We start from the raw sequence: 18,821 nt of genomic DNA, 5'->3' as shown, positions 1-18,821 counted from the left end.
TGAAACTGACTCTTATCGTCCCGGTCCTAATTATCGTCACGCAATAGCGTGAGTGGGATGATAGCACATAACTGGCACCTCACTCACCTAACCGAGTGGGGTGTTTTTATTTTAAATACAATCATTCACCAATGGCGACAGAATTAAACAGATTTTCGAAGACCCTTACCCAGGAAGTAACCAATCCGGCCGCCCAGGCAATGCTTTATGGAATTGGTTTGAAAGAAGAAGACTTTGTTAAACCCCAGATCGGGATTGCCAGCACAGGTTACGAAGGTAACCCTTGCAACATGCACCTGAACGGCCTTTCGGTGTACGTGAAACAGGGCGTGAATGCGAACGACATGGTGGGCCTGATTTTCAACACGATCGGCGTGTCGGATGGTATGACCAACGGAAACGACGGGATGCGTTACTCGCTCCCAAGCCGCGACATTATCGCGGATTCGATCGAAACCGTAGTGGCTGCGCAGTGGTACGATGGCGTGATCGCGGTGGTGGGTTGTGATAAAAACATGCCTGGCGCTATTATGGCGATGGCGCGCCTCGACCGTCCTGCTATTATGGTGTACGGTGGAACGATCCGTTCGGGACATTATAAAGGACAGAAACTCGACATCGTTTCGGCATTCGAAGCGCTGGGTAAGAAGTTCGCCAACAATATTTCTGACGAAGATTATAAAGGAGTAATTCAGAATTCGATCCCTGGCCAGGGTGCTTGCGGTGGTATGTACACTGCCAATACTATGGCGTCGTCGATCGAGGCAATGGGATTGAGCTTGCCATTCAGCAGCTCTTACCCGGCTACGCACGAGGGCAAGCAGGAAGAATGCAAGAAGATCGGTGCGGCCATGAAGAAATTGCTCGAACTGAACATTACTCCGAAAGATATTATTACCAAAAAATCGCTTGAAAATGCATTGACAGTGGTAATGGCGCTGGGTGGGTCTACCAACGCAGCATTGCATTACCTGGCAATCGCCCGCGCAGCCGGCATTCCATTGACGTTGGATGACATTCAGGCGATTTCGGACCGCACGCCATTCATCGCGGATTTGAAACCTAGCGGTAAGTACTTCATGGAGGATATCCTGGAAATCGGCGGTGTACCTGCGGTGACCAAGTATTTGTATTCCAAAGGTCTAATCCACGGCGATTGCATCACCGTAACCGGTAAAACTGTTGCCGAAAACCTCGCAGAAGCTCCTGACTTGAATTTTGAAACACAGAAAATGGTGTTCCCGATTGAAACGCCAATCAAGCAGACAGGCCATATTCAGGTACTTTATGGTAACCTGGCTCCAACCGGCGCGGTAGCGAAAATCACTGGTAAGGAAGGTTTGACATTCGACGGAACGGCAAAAGTGTGCGAGCATGAAACGGAGATCATCGAAATGCTGGCAAAAGGTGAAATCCTGCCAGGCCATGTGGTGGTAATCCGCAATGCGGGTCCGAAAGGCGGACCGGGGATGTCGGAAATGCTGAAACCTACCTCTGCCGTGATGGGAGCAGGTCTGGGCGATAAGATCGCATTGATCACTGACGGCCGTTTCTCAGGTGGTACGCACGGTTTCGTAGTAGGCCACATCACCCCGGAAGCATTCGAAGGCGGACCCATCGCATTGGTGAAAGACGGTGATCGTATTTCTATCGATGCCAACACCCGCGTACTGACCCTGCACATTTCCGACGAAGAAATGGCGACCCGCAAAGCAGCCTGGGTACAACCCGCGCCGAAATTTACAAAAGGGATGCTGGGAAGATATATCAGAACCGTGAAGTCGGCCAGCGAAGGTTGCGTGACTGACGAGGCGTAAAAAACTAAACATTATGTCGGAAGGGAAATTCAAATTGGATAGAACGGCCTTCCATGCCGGGACGCATTCGGAGACTGAGAAGTACTACGCGAAAAATCAGCCGAAAACTTTGAAAGAAAGGTTGGAAGCAGCGCATTACCTGAACAGCATTGCATTTCAGTTTGATTTGCAAAACCCACCCCGAATGGACAGAAGTGTTTTTTCAATGCGAAAACACCCGATGTAATGGGAAATATTTTCAATGATGATTTTCAGGATTTCTTGAAGTCATTCAATGAATGTGAAGTGGAATATATTCTGGTCGGCGGCTACTCGGTAATCCTGCATGGCTATTCCCGAACAACCGGCGACATGGATATATGGGTTAGGAAAACGAGTGAAAACTATCGGAGGATTGCGAATGCATTCGAACAGTTTGGAATGCCGCTATTTGATATGACAGAGACGAACTTCCTGCATAACCCGCAATTTGATGTATTTACATTTGGCCGGGTGCCCGTTTCGATCGATTTAATCACGAAGTTGAAAGGGCTGGAATTCGAAGAAGCGTACAAGAATGCCGCTGATCATGCAGTAGAGGGTTTAAAAATCAGATTGATACATTACAAAGATCTGATCACGGCAAAGAAGGCGGCAGGAAGGCCGAGAGATATAAATGACATTGAGAATCTTGAAAATTCATCCGACTAAATAAAATAGAGGTCATGGGATTTAATGAAAATCAAACTGCAACAATTCAGGGCTCGGAACCGGTGGTTTCGGTGGCCAGGCCGGAGCTGATCAATGGCTCGCATGCGGTGATCCAGTCGCTGATTGCGGAAGGGGTGAAAACCATTTTCGGCTATCCGGGCGGCGCGATTATGCCGGTGTATGATGCGATCTATGACTATCAGGATCAGATCGACCACATTCTCGTGCGTCACGAGCAGGGGGCTGCACACGCGGCGGAAGGCTTTGCGCGCATTACGGGTGAGGTAGGGGTCTGTCTTGTTACTTCGGGGCCGGGTGCTACCAACCTGGTAACCGGTATCGCGGACGCGATTATCGACTCTACGCCGATGGTGTGTATTATCGGTCAGGTGGCATCGCATTTGCTCGGTACCGACGCATTCCAGGAGACCGACGTGATGGGTATCACCATCCCCATTACCAAATGGAACTACCAGGTTACCAATGCGGATGAAATCCCTGAGATCATTGCCAAGGCATTTTATATAGCAAAATCAGGTCGTCCGGGGCCGGTTTTGATCGATATTACCAAGGATGCGCAGCAGAAACTGATGACGAAGCCTTTCGTACACAAAAAGGTAGAGACATTGCTGAGCTACCACCCGCGCCTCGCACCGAAAGAAGAGCAGCTGGCGGCTGCTGCGAAGCTGATCAACCAGGCAAAACGCCCGTTCCTGTTCGTAGGTCACGGCGTGCAGATTGCCGGTGCGGAGCAGGAATTGATCCGTTTTATTGAAAAAACAGATATTCCAGCCGCTTCGACATTGCTGGGGCTTTCCTCCATGTCGGTGGACCACCCTAACTATATGGGCTGGCTGGGAATGCACGGAAACTACGGTACCAACGTCCTGACCAACCAATGCGATCTCATTATTGCGGTCGGAATGCGTTTCGACGACCGGGTAACCGGCGATTTGAACCGCTATGCGAAGCAAGCGAAGGTCGTTCACATTGAAATCGACCCGGCGGAAATCGACAAAATCGTGAAAGCGGACGCACCGGTAGTGGGCGACGCGAAAATTGCACTGGAACAACTGCTTCCATTAGTCAATGAAAACAATCACGAAGCCTGGAAAGCTGAATTCAAGAAATACGACGCGATCGAAGATCAGAAGATCACACAGCCGGAATTGGCTCCTACTACGGAGAAAATCAAAATGGCGGAAGTGATCCGCACCCTCTCGGATAAAACCAAAGGCGAAGCGGTGATCGTGGCCGACGTAGGCCAGCACCAGATGATGGCTGCACGCTACTATCAGTTCAAAAAACCTAGCTCGTACATTACTTCGGGCGGTTTGGGAACGATGGGTTATGCATTGCCTGCGTCATTCGGAGCGAAAGTGGGCGCGCCGGACCGCGAAGTGGTTGCGATTATCGGCGACGGTTGCTTCCAGATGACGATTCAAGAATTGGGTACGATTGCACAGAGCGGTTTGCCGGTGAAAATCATCATTCTGAACAACAACTTCCTCGGAATGGTACGCCAGTGGCAACAGCTTTTCCACCAGAAACGCTACTCGTTCGTGGAGCTGCAAAACCCCGATTTCATCACGATTGCCAAAGGTTTCGGTATTGACGGCCATACCTGTGCGAAACGCGAGGATCTGCATGCGTCGCTCGACACCATGCTGGCTTCCGACAAGCCTTATCTTTTGGAAGTATTGGTAGAGAAAGAAGAAAACGTGTTCCCGATGGTGCCAACGGGTGCTTGCGTAGCCGATATCCGTTTGGAATAATATAAACGAGGAAGAAATTATGACATCATACACCATTTGTGTTTTTACTGAGAATTCGATCGGTATTCTCAACAAGATCACGACGATATTCACCCGGCGACGGATCAATATCGAGAGCTTAACCGTTTCGGAGACCGAGCGTAAGGGTATTTCCCGCTTTACGATCGTCATTCGTAGCGAGTCGCGCGACGCGGTGGAGAAGCTGGTCCGCCAGATCCGCAAGATCATCGAAGTACTCGCGGTTTTCGGGTATCTCAATGAAGACATCGCCTACAACGAGATCGCATTGTTCAAGGTTTCGACACCCATCGGTGCTAAACCGCTCGATATCGAGACGATTAATAAGGTTTACAAAGCGTGGGTCGTATACTGGCACCTCACTTATGTGATCATTCAGAAGACGGGCACCGAAGAAGAGATCTTTGAATTTTTCGATTATATCAAACCCCACGAAATCCTCGAATTCGTTCGCTCGGGACGCGTGGCGGTGAGCAAATCGCCTCAGACACTGGTAGATTATCTGCCCGAAGCTGAGTGGGAGTATTACCAATAGTCGGCCAGTTTTTAGTAGTATTGCTTTTAAATTCGTAGTAAATCAATAATCCAATCAATAATCAATGGCAAAATTAAATTTCGGCGGGGTCGAAGAAGAAGTAGTAACCCGTGAAGAATTTCCTCTTGAAAAAGCACGCGAAGTACTTTCTAACGAAACCATCGCTGTAATTGGTTACGGCGTACAAGGCCCAGGCCAAAGCTTGAACATGCGTGACAACGGTTTCAATGTAATCGTTGGTCAGCGTAAAGGTGGTAAGTCTTGGGACAAAGCTGTTGCTGACGGATGGGTACCAGGCGAAACCCTTTTCGACATCGAAGAGGCGCTTGCAAAAGGAACCATCATTTGCTACTTGCTTTCTGACGCTGCTCAGATCGAACTTTGGCCAACTGTTAAAAAACACCTTACTGCCGGCAAATCACTGTATTTCTCACACGGTTTCGGTGTAACTTATAAAGATCAGACTGGCATCGTTCCTCCTGCTGACGTGGATGTATACCTGGTTGCTCCAAAAGGATCGGGAACTTCACTTCGCCGCCTGTTCGTAGAAGGAAAAGGCTTGAACTCTTCTTTCGCGGTATTCCAGGATGCTACTGGCAAAGCGCGTGAAAAATGTATCGCAATGGGTATCGGTGTAGGTTCAGGTTACCTGTTCGAAACTGATTTCTACCGTGAAGTTACTTCTGACCTTACCGGTGAGCGTGGTACTTTGATGGGGGCTATCCAGGGTATTTTCGCTGCACAATACGAAGTGTTGCGTTCGAACGGTCACACGCCGTCAGAAGCATTCAACGAAACAGTCGAAGAATTGACTCAATCGTTGATGCCATTGGTGGCTGAAAACGGTATGGACTGGATGTACGCTAACTGCTCTACTACTGCCCAGCGCGGTGCTTTGGATTGGTGGAAACCTTTCCGTGACGCTACCAAGCCTGTTTTCGAGCAATTGTACAACTCTGTAAAAAGCGGCGAGCAAGCTAAAATTTCCATCACCCGTAACTCACAACCTGACTACCGCGTGAAACTGGAAGAAGAATTGGCTGAGCTGCGCGAATCAGAAATGTGGCAAGCTGGTTCTACTGTACGCGGATTGCGTCCGGAAAGAAACTAAGTTAATCCTTTGCCCCGGACTTAAGTCCGGGGTAACAGATAGAAAAATGGAGCTTTGCTTTTTGCAAAGCTCTTTTGTTTCAGAATCCTATGAGCACTTCACATTCCGTTCCGACTCTCGATAACATATTCCTCGCCGCCGAACGCCTGCGCGGGGTGATCAATCACACACCGATATTTTTTAATGCACACCTTTCGGAGCAGTATGGAGCTAATATTTATCTCAAAAGAGAAGATCTTCAAACTGTCCGCTCGTACAAGATTCGGGGAGCATATAACAAAATGGCGAGCCTCGCACCCGAAGCCCTCGCAGGAGGAGTCGTGTGTGCGAGCGCGGGTAACCACGCCCAAGGCGTAGCATATGCGTGCCGGAAAATGCAGGTGAAAGGTGCCATTTTTATGCCTACCACCACACCCGCGCAGAAAGTAAAACAAGTGCGGCTTTTCGGACAGGAGTGGATCGAAATCCACTTGGTAGGCGATACTTACGACGACGCCTACCACGCCTCAATGGCCTATCGCGACAGTACCAATGCCGTTTTTGTGCACCCATTTGATGATTTACAGGTAATCGAAGGTCAGGGTACCGTTGGTTTGGAAATTTTCAAAGATGCTGATTTCAAAATCGACTACCTGTTGATGGCCATTGGCGGAGGCGGCCTGGCATCCGGCATTTCAACTGTTTTTAAACAGCTTTCTCCCAAAACACAACTCATTGGCGTGGAACCGGAAGGCTCGCCAACGATGTACAAATCCATTCAGGAAGGGCATGTCGTGACGCTGGATAACATTGACAAGTTTGTAGATGGTGCAGCAGTAAAACGTGCAGGCGACATTACATTTGATATTTGCAGTAAGAGCCTGAATCAAATCCTGCTCGTTCCGGAAGGAAAGGTATGCTCTTCGATCTTACAGCTTTATAATGAGGAAGCGATCGTCGCCGAACCCGCCGGCGCATTGACGGTAGCTGCATTGGATTTAATTAAAGAAGATATTAAGGGTAAAAACGTCGTAGTGCTCATCAGTGGTGGCAACAACGATATTACCCGCACCGAGGAAATCAAGGAGCGGTCGTTGCTTTATGAAGGCTTGAAGCATTACTTTATTATCCGCTTTCCGCAACGTTCAGGTGCATTCCGTGAGTTTTTAAATGTGCTCGGGCCTAATGACGACATTGCACGTTTTGAATATGTGAAGAAAACCAACCGCGAGCAGGGGCCTGCATTGGTAGGCATCGAATTGAAAAGCCGCGAAGATTTTGCGCCGCTGATCGAGCGAATGGATGCGAACCGGGTGGTTTATGAGTATCTGAATGATCAGCCGGATTTGTTTCAGTTTATGGTTTAAATATTATATGAGCTCAGTTTTACGAAGAAAACCGTATTGCTTATTTATTGGCGTATTGGTTGCCGTGATGGCCGTTTCCCGCGGCTTTGGTCAGGGGAAAATGTTGGAAAGTTACATCGTTTCGCCCGAAGGTGACACGACCAGGGGATTTATCCGTTACGACGGCTGGGGCACCAGTCCGATGACCGTTGATTTTGCCAGAGAGAAGGGGGGCATAGTGGAAAAAGTAGGTCCGGACGCGGCGGCACAGTTTTACATTGCGCCGCTTAATGAGCGCTATGTGAGCAAAAGAATCGGAATACTGAATATCGATCTGAGCAAAACCTACGAACAGGCTCCCTCTCTCGAAGCGAAGGACTCGGTAACCGTTTATTTAAGACAGATAACCTCAGGCCCGAAAGCAACTTTGCTGGAATACCTGGACCTGGCTGAACAATCGCATTTCTTTCTGAAAAAGGGTGGAAAGTTGAAGGAACTATACAATTATCCATTTTACAGACTCTCCGGCGGAAAGAAATACCTCATTCAATATGACGAGTATGTACGCCAACTACCGGTATTGCTCGCCGATGGTGCCGATAATGGTCCTGTTCGGGGTTATTCTGCAAGGGAATTGGGGCGTTATGTCGACCGGTATAACGGAGTGAATACTTCGGAAAAGCAAAGCAAAGGCGCCGCTGCTGAATCGGAAATGGAGATAGACGCATATGCGATGGGCGGTATCGAAGCATGGGAGGAAACAGATGTCAACCTGGGTACGACGCCAACATTCGGAGTGGGATTGCGCATAAACCTGCCAAGAAGATTTCACAACCGGTATTTCAAAATTCTATTTGCGACAATGCCAGGCGTTTCTGTGAGCAAGGTGTACAACTACATTCCGGACGAGAAAATCAGTTTAAACACCCTGGAGGTTGGTGCGGGGACTTACATCGGTTCCGGTGATTTCAGGCCTAATATAGGTATCGAATACAGCTTTCCCATGGATAGCTGGCGAACTTTCATTTTGGGGCCTCATATTGGTATTTCGTTCCGAAGGCAGCTAAGCCTCGAAGTCTCACATTTTGCGAATTTATCGACATTGGTATCAGACGAGGTCACGTTTTTTAATCGCCCGCGCATCAGTTTGAACTACTATTTGAATTTGAACAAATTCTTCAAAAGCCGGAAATAGCCGCTCGATAATGTTACGCGTACCATCCGACATCAGCTCCCAGGAATTCGAGTCCCTGAAAATTCAGGACATGACTTTCGTGGCTTACCGGAATGAAGTATATCCTTCGAAATACGACGTGTTTTTCGAGGAGCACGCGGTGATTGTGGTGCTGGAAGGTGAAAAGAAATTTACCAGTCCGACGCAGGAAGTGCATGTCGAAAAAGGGGATATTTTGTTCATTCAGCGGGGCTTTTACTTGATGTCGGAATCCATTCACGAGGCATATAAAAGCTTGGTGTTCTTTTTTGACGAAAAGTTACTGAAGGAATTCGTAGGCTTGCACCCGGAGCTTTTTGATGCTCAAAAAAACGCCGAAGCCGTCGAATATCCGATTTTGCTTTTAAAGTCGGATGACAATTTCGAGAAGTTCATCCAATCGGTATTCCCCTATTTCCGCTCGCGAACGGAGTTGAAGAATCACTTCCTTCGGCTGAAATTCCAGGAATTGCTGCTGCATTTGATGGAGCTGGATCACTCAAACCAGTTGCGGGGTATTTTGTACAGTCTCTATAAAGGTGAAAAGGTCGATCTTTCGTTTTTGATGAACAGCTACTACTTGAAGCCTCTGACATTGAATGAGCTGGCGCGGCTTTCCGGCCGGAGCCTTTCGGCATTCAAGCGAGATTTTCAGGATGAATTTAACACTTCACCTGCCCTGTGGCTGAAAAACAAGCGGCTGGATTATGCGGATTTTCTGTTGAGGAATAGTACGAAGAACGTTTCGGAGATCAGTACGGAAATTGGGTATGAGAGCGTTTCGCATTTTATCAAGACATACAAAGAGAAGTACGGGACTACGCCGAAGCGGCAGGGGTGACGGGCTGTGCTTATGCAGGCAAATCATTATATTTGTTTACACTAATACTTGAATGGACAATGGAGGCGATTCATGTTTATCCAACCAAAGATCAGGAAGAGGCTGTAATTGCTTTTCTGGAAGCAATGGAAGTGGAATTTGAAAGGGATGAAGCGCTGCCGGAACATGTGCTGAAAGGCATTCAGGCTGGTAGAGAGGAGATAAAGGCTGGTCGTTACATGACTTTGGACGAATTTAAAAGCAGAAAACGGGATAGTGAATTATGAGGTGATCCTGGCTCCTACGGCGGTCGAAACATTCGACGCCATTTATGACCAAATTGAATCCAGGTTTGGTAAAAACATAGCTAGCCAATTTCACCGCAGGGTATTCATATCTTAGACACGATAAGTAGCACTCCTTTCATCTTCAAGGGCACCCGCGAAAATCCGAACATCCGCAAGGGATGGATTCATAAGAACTGTTCTGTTTTCTACGAAGTCGCAGGCAGCCAGATACACGTATTGTTCTTTTGGGACAACCGACAGCAGCCATTGATGGAGCCGGATGCATTGGAATAAAGATTTCCGCTCAAACCCTGCTCCTAAACCAAAATCACTATTTTTTGAACCTTTACCGTTATATATATTCCTTTAATTATGCGGTAATTTGTAATGTCGGTTCTCCTTCTGAGAAAGGCGTTGATTATCAGCTCTTTCTTTGAAGCCTGAACGACGAGGCGAAATTCTAATTTTAATCAAAATGAGTAATCAAGCGAGTACCCTTTTCGACAAAGTGTGGGATGCCCACGTTGTTCGTAAAATCGAGGACGGTCCGGATGTTTTTTTCATCGACCGCCATTTTATCCACGAAGTAACAAGCCCTGTTGCATTCCTGGGACTCGAAACCAGAGGCATTGGCGTGATGTATCCCGAGCGTACTTTCGCAACGGCGGATCACAACACTCCTACCATCAACCAGCACCTTCCGGTTCAGGACCCGCTCTCGGCGAATCAGCTGAAAGCCCTCGAAGCGAATGCTGCGAAATACGGCATTTCACACTGGGGACTGGGTCACGCCCGTAACGGTATTGTGCACGTGGTTGGACCGGAAAACGGTATTACGCTTCCGGGTATGACCATCGTTTGCGGTGATTCCCACACTTCTACCCACGGTGCATTCGGCGCGATCGCGTTCGGTATCGGTACTTCGGAGGTGGAAATGGTGCTTTCTTCGCAGTGCATTATGCAGCCCAAGCCCAAGAAAATGCGTGTAAACGTAAATGGCAAGCTGGGCAAAGGTGTAACGCCGAAAGACGTAACACTTTATATCATCTCGAAACTGACTACTGCCGGTGCAACGGGTTATTTCGTTGAATACGCGGGAGATGTTTTCGAAAATATGTCGATGGAAGGTCGTATGACGGTCTGCAATATGAGTATCGAAATGGGTGCCCGTGGTGGTATGATCGCTCCCGACGAAACTACTTTTGCCTACATCAATGGCCGGGAGCAAGCTCCGAAAGGCGAGAAGTGGGACAAGGCATTGGCTTACTGGAAAACTTTGAAAACAGACGAAGGCGCTGTTTTCGATAAAGAATATACTTTCGACGCAGCGGATATCGAGCCGATGATCACCTACGGTACCAATCCGGGAATGGGTCAGGGCATCACCCGCGCGATCCCTACTTCGGATCAGGTGGAAGGTGGTAAGGCTACTTATGACAAGTCGCTGAATTACATGGGTTTTCACGAGAATGAAAATATGATCGGTAAGCCTATTGACTATGTTTTCATCGGTAGCTGTACCAATGGCCGTATCGAAGACTTCCGCGCGTTCGCGTCGATCGTGAAAGGCCGTAAGAAGGCTGATAATGTAACGGCATGGATCGTTCCTGGCTCGCATATTGTAGAGGCGCAGATTAAAGAAGAAGGTATCCTGGATATCCTGACCGAAGCTGGTTTCGAATTGCGTCAGCCAGGCTGCTCAGCTTGTTTGGCAATGAACGACGACAAAATCCCTGCCGGCAAATACGCGGTAAGTACCTCAAACCGTAACTTCGAAGGTCGCCAGGGCCCGGGCGCGCGTACGTTACTCGCGAGTCCGCTCGTAGCCGCAGCAGCAGCAGTAACGGGCGTGGTTACGGATCCGCGGACGTTGCTTTGAGGGCTTTAGGCGATAGGCCTTAAGCTATAAGCAGATTGCAATTGACACACTATGAGAGATTTCAGGAAGTATGAGGTATGGAGAATTAGCCATGAGTTTGTTCTGGATGTTTACATCAAAACGCGAACGTTTCCGGCAAATGAAACATACGGCGTAACCTCACAAATTAGGAGGGCTTCTGTTTCAATTCCAACGAATTTGGCAGAGGGGTGTGGCAGGACAACAGACCTAGAGTTCGCAAGATTCATACATATCTCATTGGGCTCTGCTCATGAAGTCGAATATCTCTTACAGCTTTCAAAAGATTTGGAATACCTTTCAGATGCGGATTATTCATTACTTAATGAAAGGATTAACCTGATAAAGAGAATGCTGTACAATCTAGAAAAGAGCATTACAAAAAAGCCTAAAGCTTAAAGCTTACGGCATAAAGCATTCAAAACAATGGCTTACGATAAATTCACCATACTGAAAAGCTCGGCGGTTCCTTTGCCGATCGAAAACGTCGATACCGACCAGATTATCCCTGCGCGCTTCCTGAAAGCAACTAAACGCGAAGGATTTGGCGACAACCTCTTCCGTGACTGGCGCTTCAACGGCGACGATACGCCGAAGCAGGACTTCGTATTGAACAATCCTATTTACTCCGGCAAAATCCTTGTGGGAGGCCACAACTTCGGTAGCGGTTCGAGCCGCGAACACGCCGCGTGGGCGATCTACGATTACGGTTTTCGCTGCGTGGTTTCCAGCTTCTTTGCGGATATTTTCAAAGGCAACTCATTGAATATCGGTATTTTGCCGGTACAAGTGAGCCCTGAGTTTTTGAACAAAATCTTCGAAGCAATCGAGGCTGATCCTAAGGCAGAGCTGGAAGTGAACTTGCCGGAGCAGAAAATCACGATCGTTGCGACGGGCGAAAGCGAGTCTTTCGATATCAATGGTTATAAAAAACATAACCTGATGAACGGCTTCGACGACATCGATTATCTGCAAGCGATGAAGGGAGAGATCAAGGAATTTGAAGCAGAGAGAATATTTTAATGGCAGTCGGACTTCGGCTATCGGCTGTCGAACTTTTTTGATAGCCAATAGCCGATAGCCGACGGCCGACAGCCCATGAACAGCCGTTACATAGAAATTATGGACACGACACTCCGCGATGGTGAGCAAACCAGCGGGGTGTCGTTTTCCGCATCCGAAAAACTGACCATCGCCCAGATCCTGTTGCAGGAAGTGAAGGTCGACCGCATTGAAGTAGCCTCGGCACGTGTGTCGGAAGGGGAGTTTCAGGCGGTTAGGAAAATCACGGATTGGGCCGGTGCGAATGGTTTTCTGGATAAAATAGAAGTACTCACGTTCGTCGACGGCGATGCGTCCATTAATTGGATGGTGCAAGCTGGCGCGAAAGTGATGAACCTTCTTACCAAAGGGTCGCTGAACCATTTGACCCACCAGCTCAAAAAATCACCGGAAGCGCATTTCGAAGATATTCGTAATGTAATTGAGCTCGCGGAAACGAAGGGTATTCAATGCAATGTGTACCTCGAAGACTGGAGTAACGGGATGCGTAATTCGAAAGAATATGTGTTCCAATCGCTTGATTTTCTGAGTACTTTGCCCGTCAAGCGAATTCTGCTCCCTGATACGTTGGGCGTTCTGACACCATTTGAGTCTTATACATTCATTAAGGAAATCGTTGAACGCTATCCTAACCAGCATTTCGAGTTCCACGGCCATAATGACTATGACCTGGGTGTCGCGAATGTAATGGAAGCGCTTCGTGCGGGCGTACAAGGCCTGCACCTGACCGTGAACGGCATGGGTGAGCGTACGGGTAATGCGCCGCTCGCGAGCACGATCGCGGTGATCAACGACATGATGCCGGAATGTACGACGGCGGTGAATGAGAAGTCGCTGTACTCGATTTCTAAGCTGGTGGAGACGTTTTCAGGCATCCGTATCCCTGCAAACAAGCCCATTGTAGGAGAAAGTGTGTTTACGCAAACGGCTGGTATTCATGCAGATGGGGATAAGAAGAACAATCTTTATTTCAGTAAACTGATGCCCGAGCGTTTCGGTCGGCAGCGGTTGTATGCATTGGGTAAAACTTCCGGCAAGGCGAATATTGAGAACAACCTGCGTGACCTGGGCATTTCGCTTTCGGATGCCGATTTGAAAAAGGTAACGCAGCGCATTATCGAGCTGGGCGACAAAAAAGAGGTGGTTACGCCGGAGGATTTGCCTTACATTATCTCCGATATTCTCGACAGCAGTGCCGTGGAGGAGAAGGTGGTAATCACCAACTACGTGCTTACGCATTCCAAAAACCTGAAACCTTCTGCCACATTGCAGATTTCTTTCGGCGAAGAGGTTTTTGAGGAAAATGCGCAGGGCGACGGCCAGTACGATGCATTTATGAATGCCTTGAAAAAGATTTACGCAAAAAAGGGGATTGAGCTGCCGATGCTGAGCGATTATACCGTTCGGATTCCGCCAGGTGGTAAGACCGATGCCTTATGCGAAACGATCATTACCTGGGAGATCAATGGCAAGGAGGTTAAAACGCGCGGTCTGGACTCGGACCAGACGTTTTCGGCGATTAAGGCTACGCAGAAAATGCTCAACCTGATCGGCGTTCCCGAAACCAAGATTGAACCAATAGCGGATGCATTGTCGTAAGACAATGCATTTGTTTTGTTTATAATTTATTGATTATCAATTAAATATTTAATGAAAAAGCATATCCTTATCGTTCCGGGCGACGGAATCGGACAAGAAGTTACAGAGGTAGGAAAGGCAGTGTTGGTAAAAATCGCCGAGAAATTCGGTCATGAATTCACTTACGACGAGGCGTTGATGGGCCACGTCGCCATCGAAGCAACGGGTAACCCGCTTCCTGACGAGACATTGGAAAAGATGCGCAATTCCGACGCGATCCTTTTCGGTGCGGTAGGCCACCCGAAATATGACAACGATCCTACTGCCAAAGTTCGCCCTGAGCAAGGCTTGCTGAAAATGCGCAAGGAACTGGGTTTGTATGCCAACCTTCGTCCGATCAAGCTGTTCGATGAGCTTTTGGGTGCTTCTTCTATCCGTCCTGAAATCCTGAAAGGTTCGGATATCCTTTTCTTCCGTGAGCTCACTGGTGACATTTATTTTGGAGAAAAAGGGCGCAAAAACGATAACAATACCGCTTACGACCTCGCTGAATACAGCCGGTACGAAGTGGAGCGCATTGCCCGCAAAGCCTTCGAAGCTGCCCGTACGCGTGGAAAACGTCTCTGCTCTGTGGATAAAGCGAACGTTCTCGAAACGAGTCGGCTGTGGCGTGAAGTGGTTCAGGCTTTGGCTCCCGAATACCCTGATATTACCGTTGAGCACCAATTTGTGGATGCAGCAGCAATGATGCTCATCAAAGATCCTAAGCGTTTCGATGTTGTTGTGACCGCTAACCTGTTCGGTGATATCCTTACCGACGAGGCCAGCCAGATCGCCGGATCGATGGGAATGCTGGCTTCGGCGTCTGTCGGTGATAGCACCGGCGTTTACGAACCAATCCACGGCTCGGCGCACGACATCACCGGTAAAGGTGTTGCAAACCCCTTGGCATCAGTACTTTCGGCGGCATTGCTCCTCGATATTTCATTTGGTTTGAAAGAAGAATCGGAAGCGATTATTTCGGCAGTTGATAAGTTGCTGAAAGATGGTTTCAGAACTCGCGACATTGCCGATGCAGGTACTCCTGCTGATAAGATCCTGAATACCCAACAGGCTGGCGAAGAGCTTTTGAAAAGAATCTAAAAAATTTCAAAGATTTGCCAAACAATATTTGTTGCATTCAAAACTTGTGCTTTCTTTGCAGAAGAAAATCGCGGTGAGCGAAATTTCGCAACATGAATATGAGCCAGCAAGTTAACCTAATTCTCAATCTTCAACAGCTACCGTGAGGCGGGAAAGGTTATGTTTTGATAAGTTACAGACCCTTTCCCGTGACAAGGAAAGGGTTTTATATTGCCTGAAATATTGTTAAATTCGTGTCCCATAAAAAAATTAATACCCACCAATGAGTAATCGAGTTCAGATCTTCGACACTACTTTACGAGACGGCGAGCAGGTGCCGGGCAGCCAATTGACCACAGAAGAAAAAATCGTGGTTGCCACACAACTCGAAAAGCTGGGGGTAGATATCATCGAAGCCGGCTTCCCGGTTTCAAGTCCCGGAGATTTTCGTTCCGTGGTAGAGATCTCCAAAGCTGTGCGTGAGCCTATCATTTGTGCGCTCTCACGTGCAGTGCCAGGCGATATCGATGCAGCTGCAGATGCACTGCAGTATGCCAAACGGGCACGGATCCACACAGGTATCGGTTCTTCCGACATTCACATCCAGCATAAATTCAACACTACCCGTGAAAAAATCATCGAGAGAGCAATAGCGGCTACGAAATATGCTAAAACCAAAGTGGAGGATGTTGAATTTTACTGCGAAGATGCGGGCCGCGCGGACTTGGTTTTCCTTTCACAGTTGGTGGAAGCAGTGATCGGTGCGGGGGCAACGGTAGTAAATATCCCTGATACAACAGGTTACTGCCTGCCCGACGAGTACGGAAACAAAATCAAATACATATTCGAACATGTTTCGAACATTCATAAAGCTACTATCTCTATCCACTGCCATAATGACCTCGGCTTGGCTACTGCGAACTCTATCGCGGGTATCAACCAGGGCGCACGTCAGGTAGAGGTTACGATCAACGGGATCGGCGAGCGCGCCGGTAACACTTCGCTCGAAGAGGTAGTGATGGCATTGAAAGTGCATCAGGAACTGGGCCTTGAAACAGGCATCAATACGCAGCACATTTATCCGACCAGCCAGCTGGTGTCGAAAATGATGCGTATGCCGGTGCAGGCCAACAAGGCGATTGTTGGGCGCAATGCATTCGCGCATTCGTCGGGTATTCATCAGGACGGCTTCCTGAAAAACAATCTGAACTACGAAATCATGAACCCGCAGGATGTGGGTGTCGATAAATCCGACATTGTACTGACTGCCCGCAGTGGACGCCACGCGTTGAAGCATCGCCTCGAATTGCTGGGCTTCTCGTTTGAAAAACCGGTGTTGGACGAGCTGTACACACGGTTCCTCGAAGTAGCCGACATCAAGAAAGAAGTAAACGACGGAGATCTGGTTGAGCTGGTACGTACAGCGGAGGCAGTTTAATTAGAATATGCTTAGAATTAGTTAACAGCTTGAATCTGAATTTGATGTTTTAAAGAAATTTTTGTAAGATTACACATTCAATAACATCCATCAGATTGCAAAAAGCCCTCGGTGATTCTGACTAAGGGCTTTTTCTTTGTTTTACAGGATAATGGTGCGGTTGTGGTGAATGAAAACGCGGTCGTTAAAAACCAGTTTTAAGGCCTTCGAGAGCACCGCTTTTTCAGTATCTTTTCCCAAAGTTGCCATGTCCGAAGCGGTCAGTTTGTGGTCGACTTCCTTTACATCCTGTGCGATGATCGGACCCTCATCTAGGTCGTTATTCACGAAATGCGCCGTGGCTCCAATGATTTTCACGCCGCGTTCATAAGCCTGGCGGTAAGGGTTTGCCCCGATAAATGCGGGCAGAAAGGAATGATGGATATTCACGATCCGATTCGGGAAACGCTCGACAAATTGCGGCGTGATAATGCGCATGTATTTGGCTAGTACTACATAATCGGGTCGGTAAATCTCCAATGTCCTTAATATCGCCTCCTCATGCTCTTCCCGACTTTTATTTTCGTGCGAAATAAAATGAAAAGGTATCCCAAATTTGCCTACAAGTGGTTGTAGCGTATTATAATTGCTGATCACGGCCATAATCGTCGCATCCAGCTCATTGAATGCATAGCGGATTAGCAGTTCGCCCAGGCAGTGGTGCTCCTTGGTGACCATCAGCACAATATCCTTGTTCTTTTTAGGATTAATGCGCAGGTTCAGCCCGGCAGGTAGTTCGGATTGAAGTGCTTTTAATAGTTCAGGAATATCGGTATCCCCTTCGAATTCGGTACGCATAAAGAAATAGCGCGAAGGGCTTACGTACTCGTCGTTACTGATAATATTCTGATTGTGGGCAAAAAGAATGCGGGTAACATGATAGATCAAACCCTTGTGATCCGGGCCATCCATTAATAAGATATGTCTTTGACTCATAAGGGGACTGCTTGTAACACTAATCGGACATCAAATATACAACAGAAGGCGTGCTACCAGTGGCTCAATCAGAGTTCATTTTCATATTATTTGTAACTATTCGAAAGGCATGTGTGTTAACCAGAAATCGAGAAGTATTTAAGATTATGGCAGAAACTTTATTCATACCGACAGATACAAGCCGAGGTGAAATTTATGAAGCGCTTTTTCCGCAAATCGAAGCGCTAATTGCCGATGAAAGTGACCTTATAGCTAACCTTGCGAATATAACCGCGGTGTTAAAAGAAGCATTTGGATTCTTTTGGGTGGGATTTTACCTGGTTAAGGAAGGACAGTTGGTGCTCGGGCCGTTTCAGGGGCCGATTGCGTGTACGCGTATCCCCTTTCACAAGGGTGTATGCGGCGCAAGTTATACGCGCGCCGAAACCATTCTGGTCCCGGATGTAGAGCAATTTCCGGGTCATATTGCATGTAGCTCGGCATCGCGTTCAGAGATCGTCGTGCCGGTTTTTCACAGAAATGGAACCGTTGCAATGGTACTGGACGTCGATAGCGACCAGCTGGATGATTTTAGCGAAACCGATCAGGCAGCCCTGGAAAGAATTGGTGCACTGATTACCCGAAAACTCTGATTATTAATGAAAAAGCCTCGCCGTCTATTCAGGCAAGGCTTTTTCAGGCAACAAAATACTCTTAATTGGTGTCAGTTCAATGAAAACATGGGCAAGCGGAGGGCTACCACATTGTTGAACATAAGTTTGGTTATTTTGGGATCCATATAGTCGATCAGCGGAAATTCCGAGACGAGCGACATTACTTCAAATTCAGTTTCTGCGCGAACCACACACCAGAGTCTGGAATAATCATCGGACAAAGCATAAGACATCAGCCTTCCTTGCTCCATCAGTTCATTAATCTTTTTTCTCTGAGCAGGTATTTTTGCTGTGAAATCTTCCGACATGACAGCCGGCAGCTGGATTTCAACCATATATTGGCTCATGGGGCGATAGATTTTAGGTTGTACTTTAATAAATGATATGCGCCTCTGAATAGTTCCTTGGCGTAAAGTACCCAACATTTGACAATAGTTTTTTCAAGTGTTCCAACCATTTTGATAATGAGGGTGTCAGACAATTTACGACGGAGGCGAAAGCGCAA

19 protein-coding genes are annotated in these 18,821 nt (G+C 47.8%); 17 read left to right on the top strand and 2 right to left on the bottom strand.

Annotation, left to right across the window (positions count from 1 at the left end):
- Positions 1-131: 131 nt before the first annotated feature.
- The 16 genes from ilvD to ACQ4MZ_RS26665 all read left to right on the top strand — a co-directional run bounded on the left by ilvD (position 132) and on the right by ACQ4MZ_RS26665 (position 16,688).
- Complete coding sequence (gene ilvD / locus ACQ4MZ_RS26740) at positions 132-1,817, top strand: dihydroxy-acid dehydratase (protein ID WP_430850355.1); 1,686 nt, start codon at positions 132-134, stop codon at positions 1,815-1,817.
- Positions 1,818-1,830: 13 nt separating this feature from the next.
- The gene (locus ACQ4MZ_RS26735; RefSeq protein ID WP_430850353.1) at positions 1,831-2,043 is read left to right on the top strand and encodes a hypothetical protein; all 213 of its coding nucleotides are present in this window, start codon (positions 1,831-1,833) and stop codon (positions 2,041-2,043) included.
- Positions 2,043-2,507: a nucleotidyltransferase gene (locus ACQ4MZ_RS26730; protein WP_223405924.1), complete on the top strand. Its 465-nt coding sequence runs from the start codon at positions 2,043-2,045 to the stop codon at positions 2,505-2,507. The genes ACQ4MZ_RS26735 and ACQ4MZ_RS26730 overlap by 1 nt, the downstream gene beginning before the upstream one ends.
- Positions 2,508-2,521: 14 nt before the next feature.
- A complete protein-coding gene (gene ilvB / locus ACQ4MZ_RS26725; RefSeq protein WP_430850350.1) occupies positions 2,522-4,282 on the top strand; it encodes a biosynthetic-type acetolactate synthase large subunit in 1,761 nt (586 codons plus the stop codon).
- A gap of 19 nt (positions 4,283-4,301) precedes the next feature.
- Positions 4,302-4,835: an acetolactate synthase small subunit gene (ilvN, locus tag ACQ4MZ_RS26720; RefSeq protein ID WP_430850348.1), complete on the top strand. Its 534-nt coding sequence runs from the start codon at positions 4,302-4,304 to the stop codon at positions 4,833-4,835.
- Positions 4,836-4,899: 64 nt separating this feature from the next.
- Positions 4,900-5,946: a ketol-acid reductoisomerase gene (gene ilvC / locus ACQ4MZ_RS26715; protein ID WP_430850346.1), complete on the top strand. Its 1,047-nt coding sequence runs from the start codon at positions 4,900-4,902 to the stop codon at positions 5,944-5,946.
- 89 nt (positions 5,947-6,035) lie between these two features.
- Positions 6,036-7,292: a threonine ammonia-lyase IlvA gene (gene ilvA / locus ACQ4MZ_RS26710; protein ID WP_430850344.1), complete on the top strand. Its 1,257-nt coding sequence runs from the start codon at positions 6,036-6,038 to the stop codon at positions 7,290-7,292.
- Positions 7,293-7,299: 7 nt separating this feature from the next.
- On the top strand, positions 7,300-8,466 hold the full coding sequence (locus ACQ4MZ_RS26705) for a hypothetical protein (RefSeq protein WP_430850342.1): 1,167 nt from the start codon (positions 7,300-7,302) through the stop codon (positions 8,464-8,466).
- 10 nt (positions 8,467-8,476) lie between these two features.
- Complete coding sequence (locus ACQ4MZ_RS26700; protein ID WP_430850340.1) at positions 8,477-9,325, top strand: AraC family transcriptional regulator; 849 nt, start codon at positions 8,477-8,479, stop codon at positions 9,323-9,325.
- A 59-nt stretch (positions 9,326-9,384) separates the two neighbouring features.
- Positions 9,385-9,591 (top strand): hypothetical protein, encoded by a 207-nt coding sequence (locus tag ACQ4MZ_RS26695; RefSeq protein ID WP_430850338.1) that lies wholly within the window; start codon positions 9,385-9,387, stop codon positions 9,589-9,591.
- 475 nt (positions 9,592-10,066) lie between these two features.
- On the top strand, positions 10,067-11,470 hold the full coding sequence (leuC, locus tag ACQ4MZ_RS26690) for a 3-isopropylmalate dehydratase large subunit (protein WP_430850336.1): 1,404 nt from the start codon (positions 10,067-10,069) through the stop codon (positions 11,468-11,470).
- 51 nt (positions 11,471-11,521) lie between these two features.
- Positions 11,522-11,887, top strand: coding sequence for a four helix bundle protein (locus ACQ4MZ_RS26685; RefSeq protein ID WP_430850334.1), 366 nt, complete (start codon positions 11,522-11,524; stop codon positions 11,885-11,887).
- Positions 11,888-11,914: 27 nt separating this feature from the next.
- Entirely contained in the window at positions 11,915-12,511 is a 597-nt protein-coding gene (gene leuD / locus ACQ4MZ_RS26680) for a 3-isopropylmalate dehydratase small subunit (RefSeq protein WP_430850332.1), read from the top strand.
- A gap of 75 nt (positions 12,512-12,586) precedes the next feature.
- Positions 12,587-14,149, top strand: coding sequence for an alpha-isopropylmalate synthase regulatory domain-containing protein (locus tag ACQ4MZ_RS26675; RefSeq protein ID WP_430850330.1), 1,563 nt, complete (start codon positions 12,587-12,589; stop codon positions 14,147-14,149).
- A 51-nt stretch (positions 14,150-14,200) separates the two neighbouring features.
- Positions 14,201-15,271: a 3-isopropylmalate dehydrogenase gene (gene leuB / locus ACQ4MZ_RS26670; RefSeq protein WP_430850328.1), complete on the top strand. Its 1,071-nt coding sequence runs from the start codon at positions 14,201-14,203 to the stop codon at positions 15,269-15,271.
- Positions 15,272-15,533: 262 nt separating this feature from the next.
- The gene (locus ACQ4MZ_RS26665; RefSeq protein ID WP_430850326.1) at positions 15,534-16,688 is read left to right on the top strand and encodes a 2-isopropylmalate synthase; all 1,155 of its coding nucleotides are present in this window, start codon (positions 15,534-15,536) and stop codon (positions 16,686-16,688) included.
- 141 nt (positions 16,689-16,829) lie between these two features.
- On the opposite strand, the gene purU is transcribed toward ACQ4MZ_RS26665, so the two are convergent.
- The gene (gene purU, locus ACQ4MZ_RS26660; protein ID WP_430850324.1) at positions 16,830-17,663 is read right to left on the bottom strand and encodes a formyltetrahydrofolate deformylase; all 834 of its coding nucleotides are present in this window, start codon (positions 17,661-17,663) and stop codon (positions 16,830-16,832) included.
- Between the two features lie 146 nt (positions 17,664-17,809).
- On the opposite strand from purU, the gene ACQ4MZ_RS26655 reads away from it, so the two are divergent.
- Complete coding sequence (locus ACQ4MZ_RS26655) at positions 17,810-18,295, top strand: GAF domain-containing protein (RefSeq protein ID WP_430850322.1); 486 nt, start codon at positions 17,810-17,812, stop codon at positions 18,293-18,295.
- Positions 18,296-18,366: 71 nt separating this feature from the next.
- Here the strand turns inward: ACQ4MZ_RS26655 and ACQ4MZ_RS26650 are convergent, their stop codons facing one another.
- Positions 18,367-18,663, bottom strand: a complete 297-nt coding sequence (locus tag ACQ4MZ_RS26650; RefSeq protein WP_090149248.1) for a muconolactone Delta-isomerase family protein — start codon at positions 18,661-18,663, stop codon at positions 18,367-18,369.
- Between the last annotated feature and the right edge of the window lie 158 nt (positions 18,664-18,821).

This window comes from Dyadobacter sp. BHUBP1, assembly GCF_050587785.1.
GTDB lineage: Bacteria > Bacteroidota > Bacteroidia > Cytophagales > Spirosomataceae > Dyadobacter.
The sequence above is the reverse complement of the archived record's forward strand: the minus strand, read 5'-3'. Positions and strand labels throughout refer to the sequence as shown.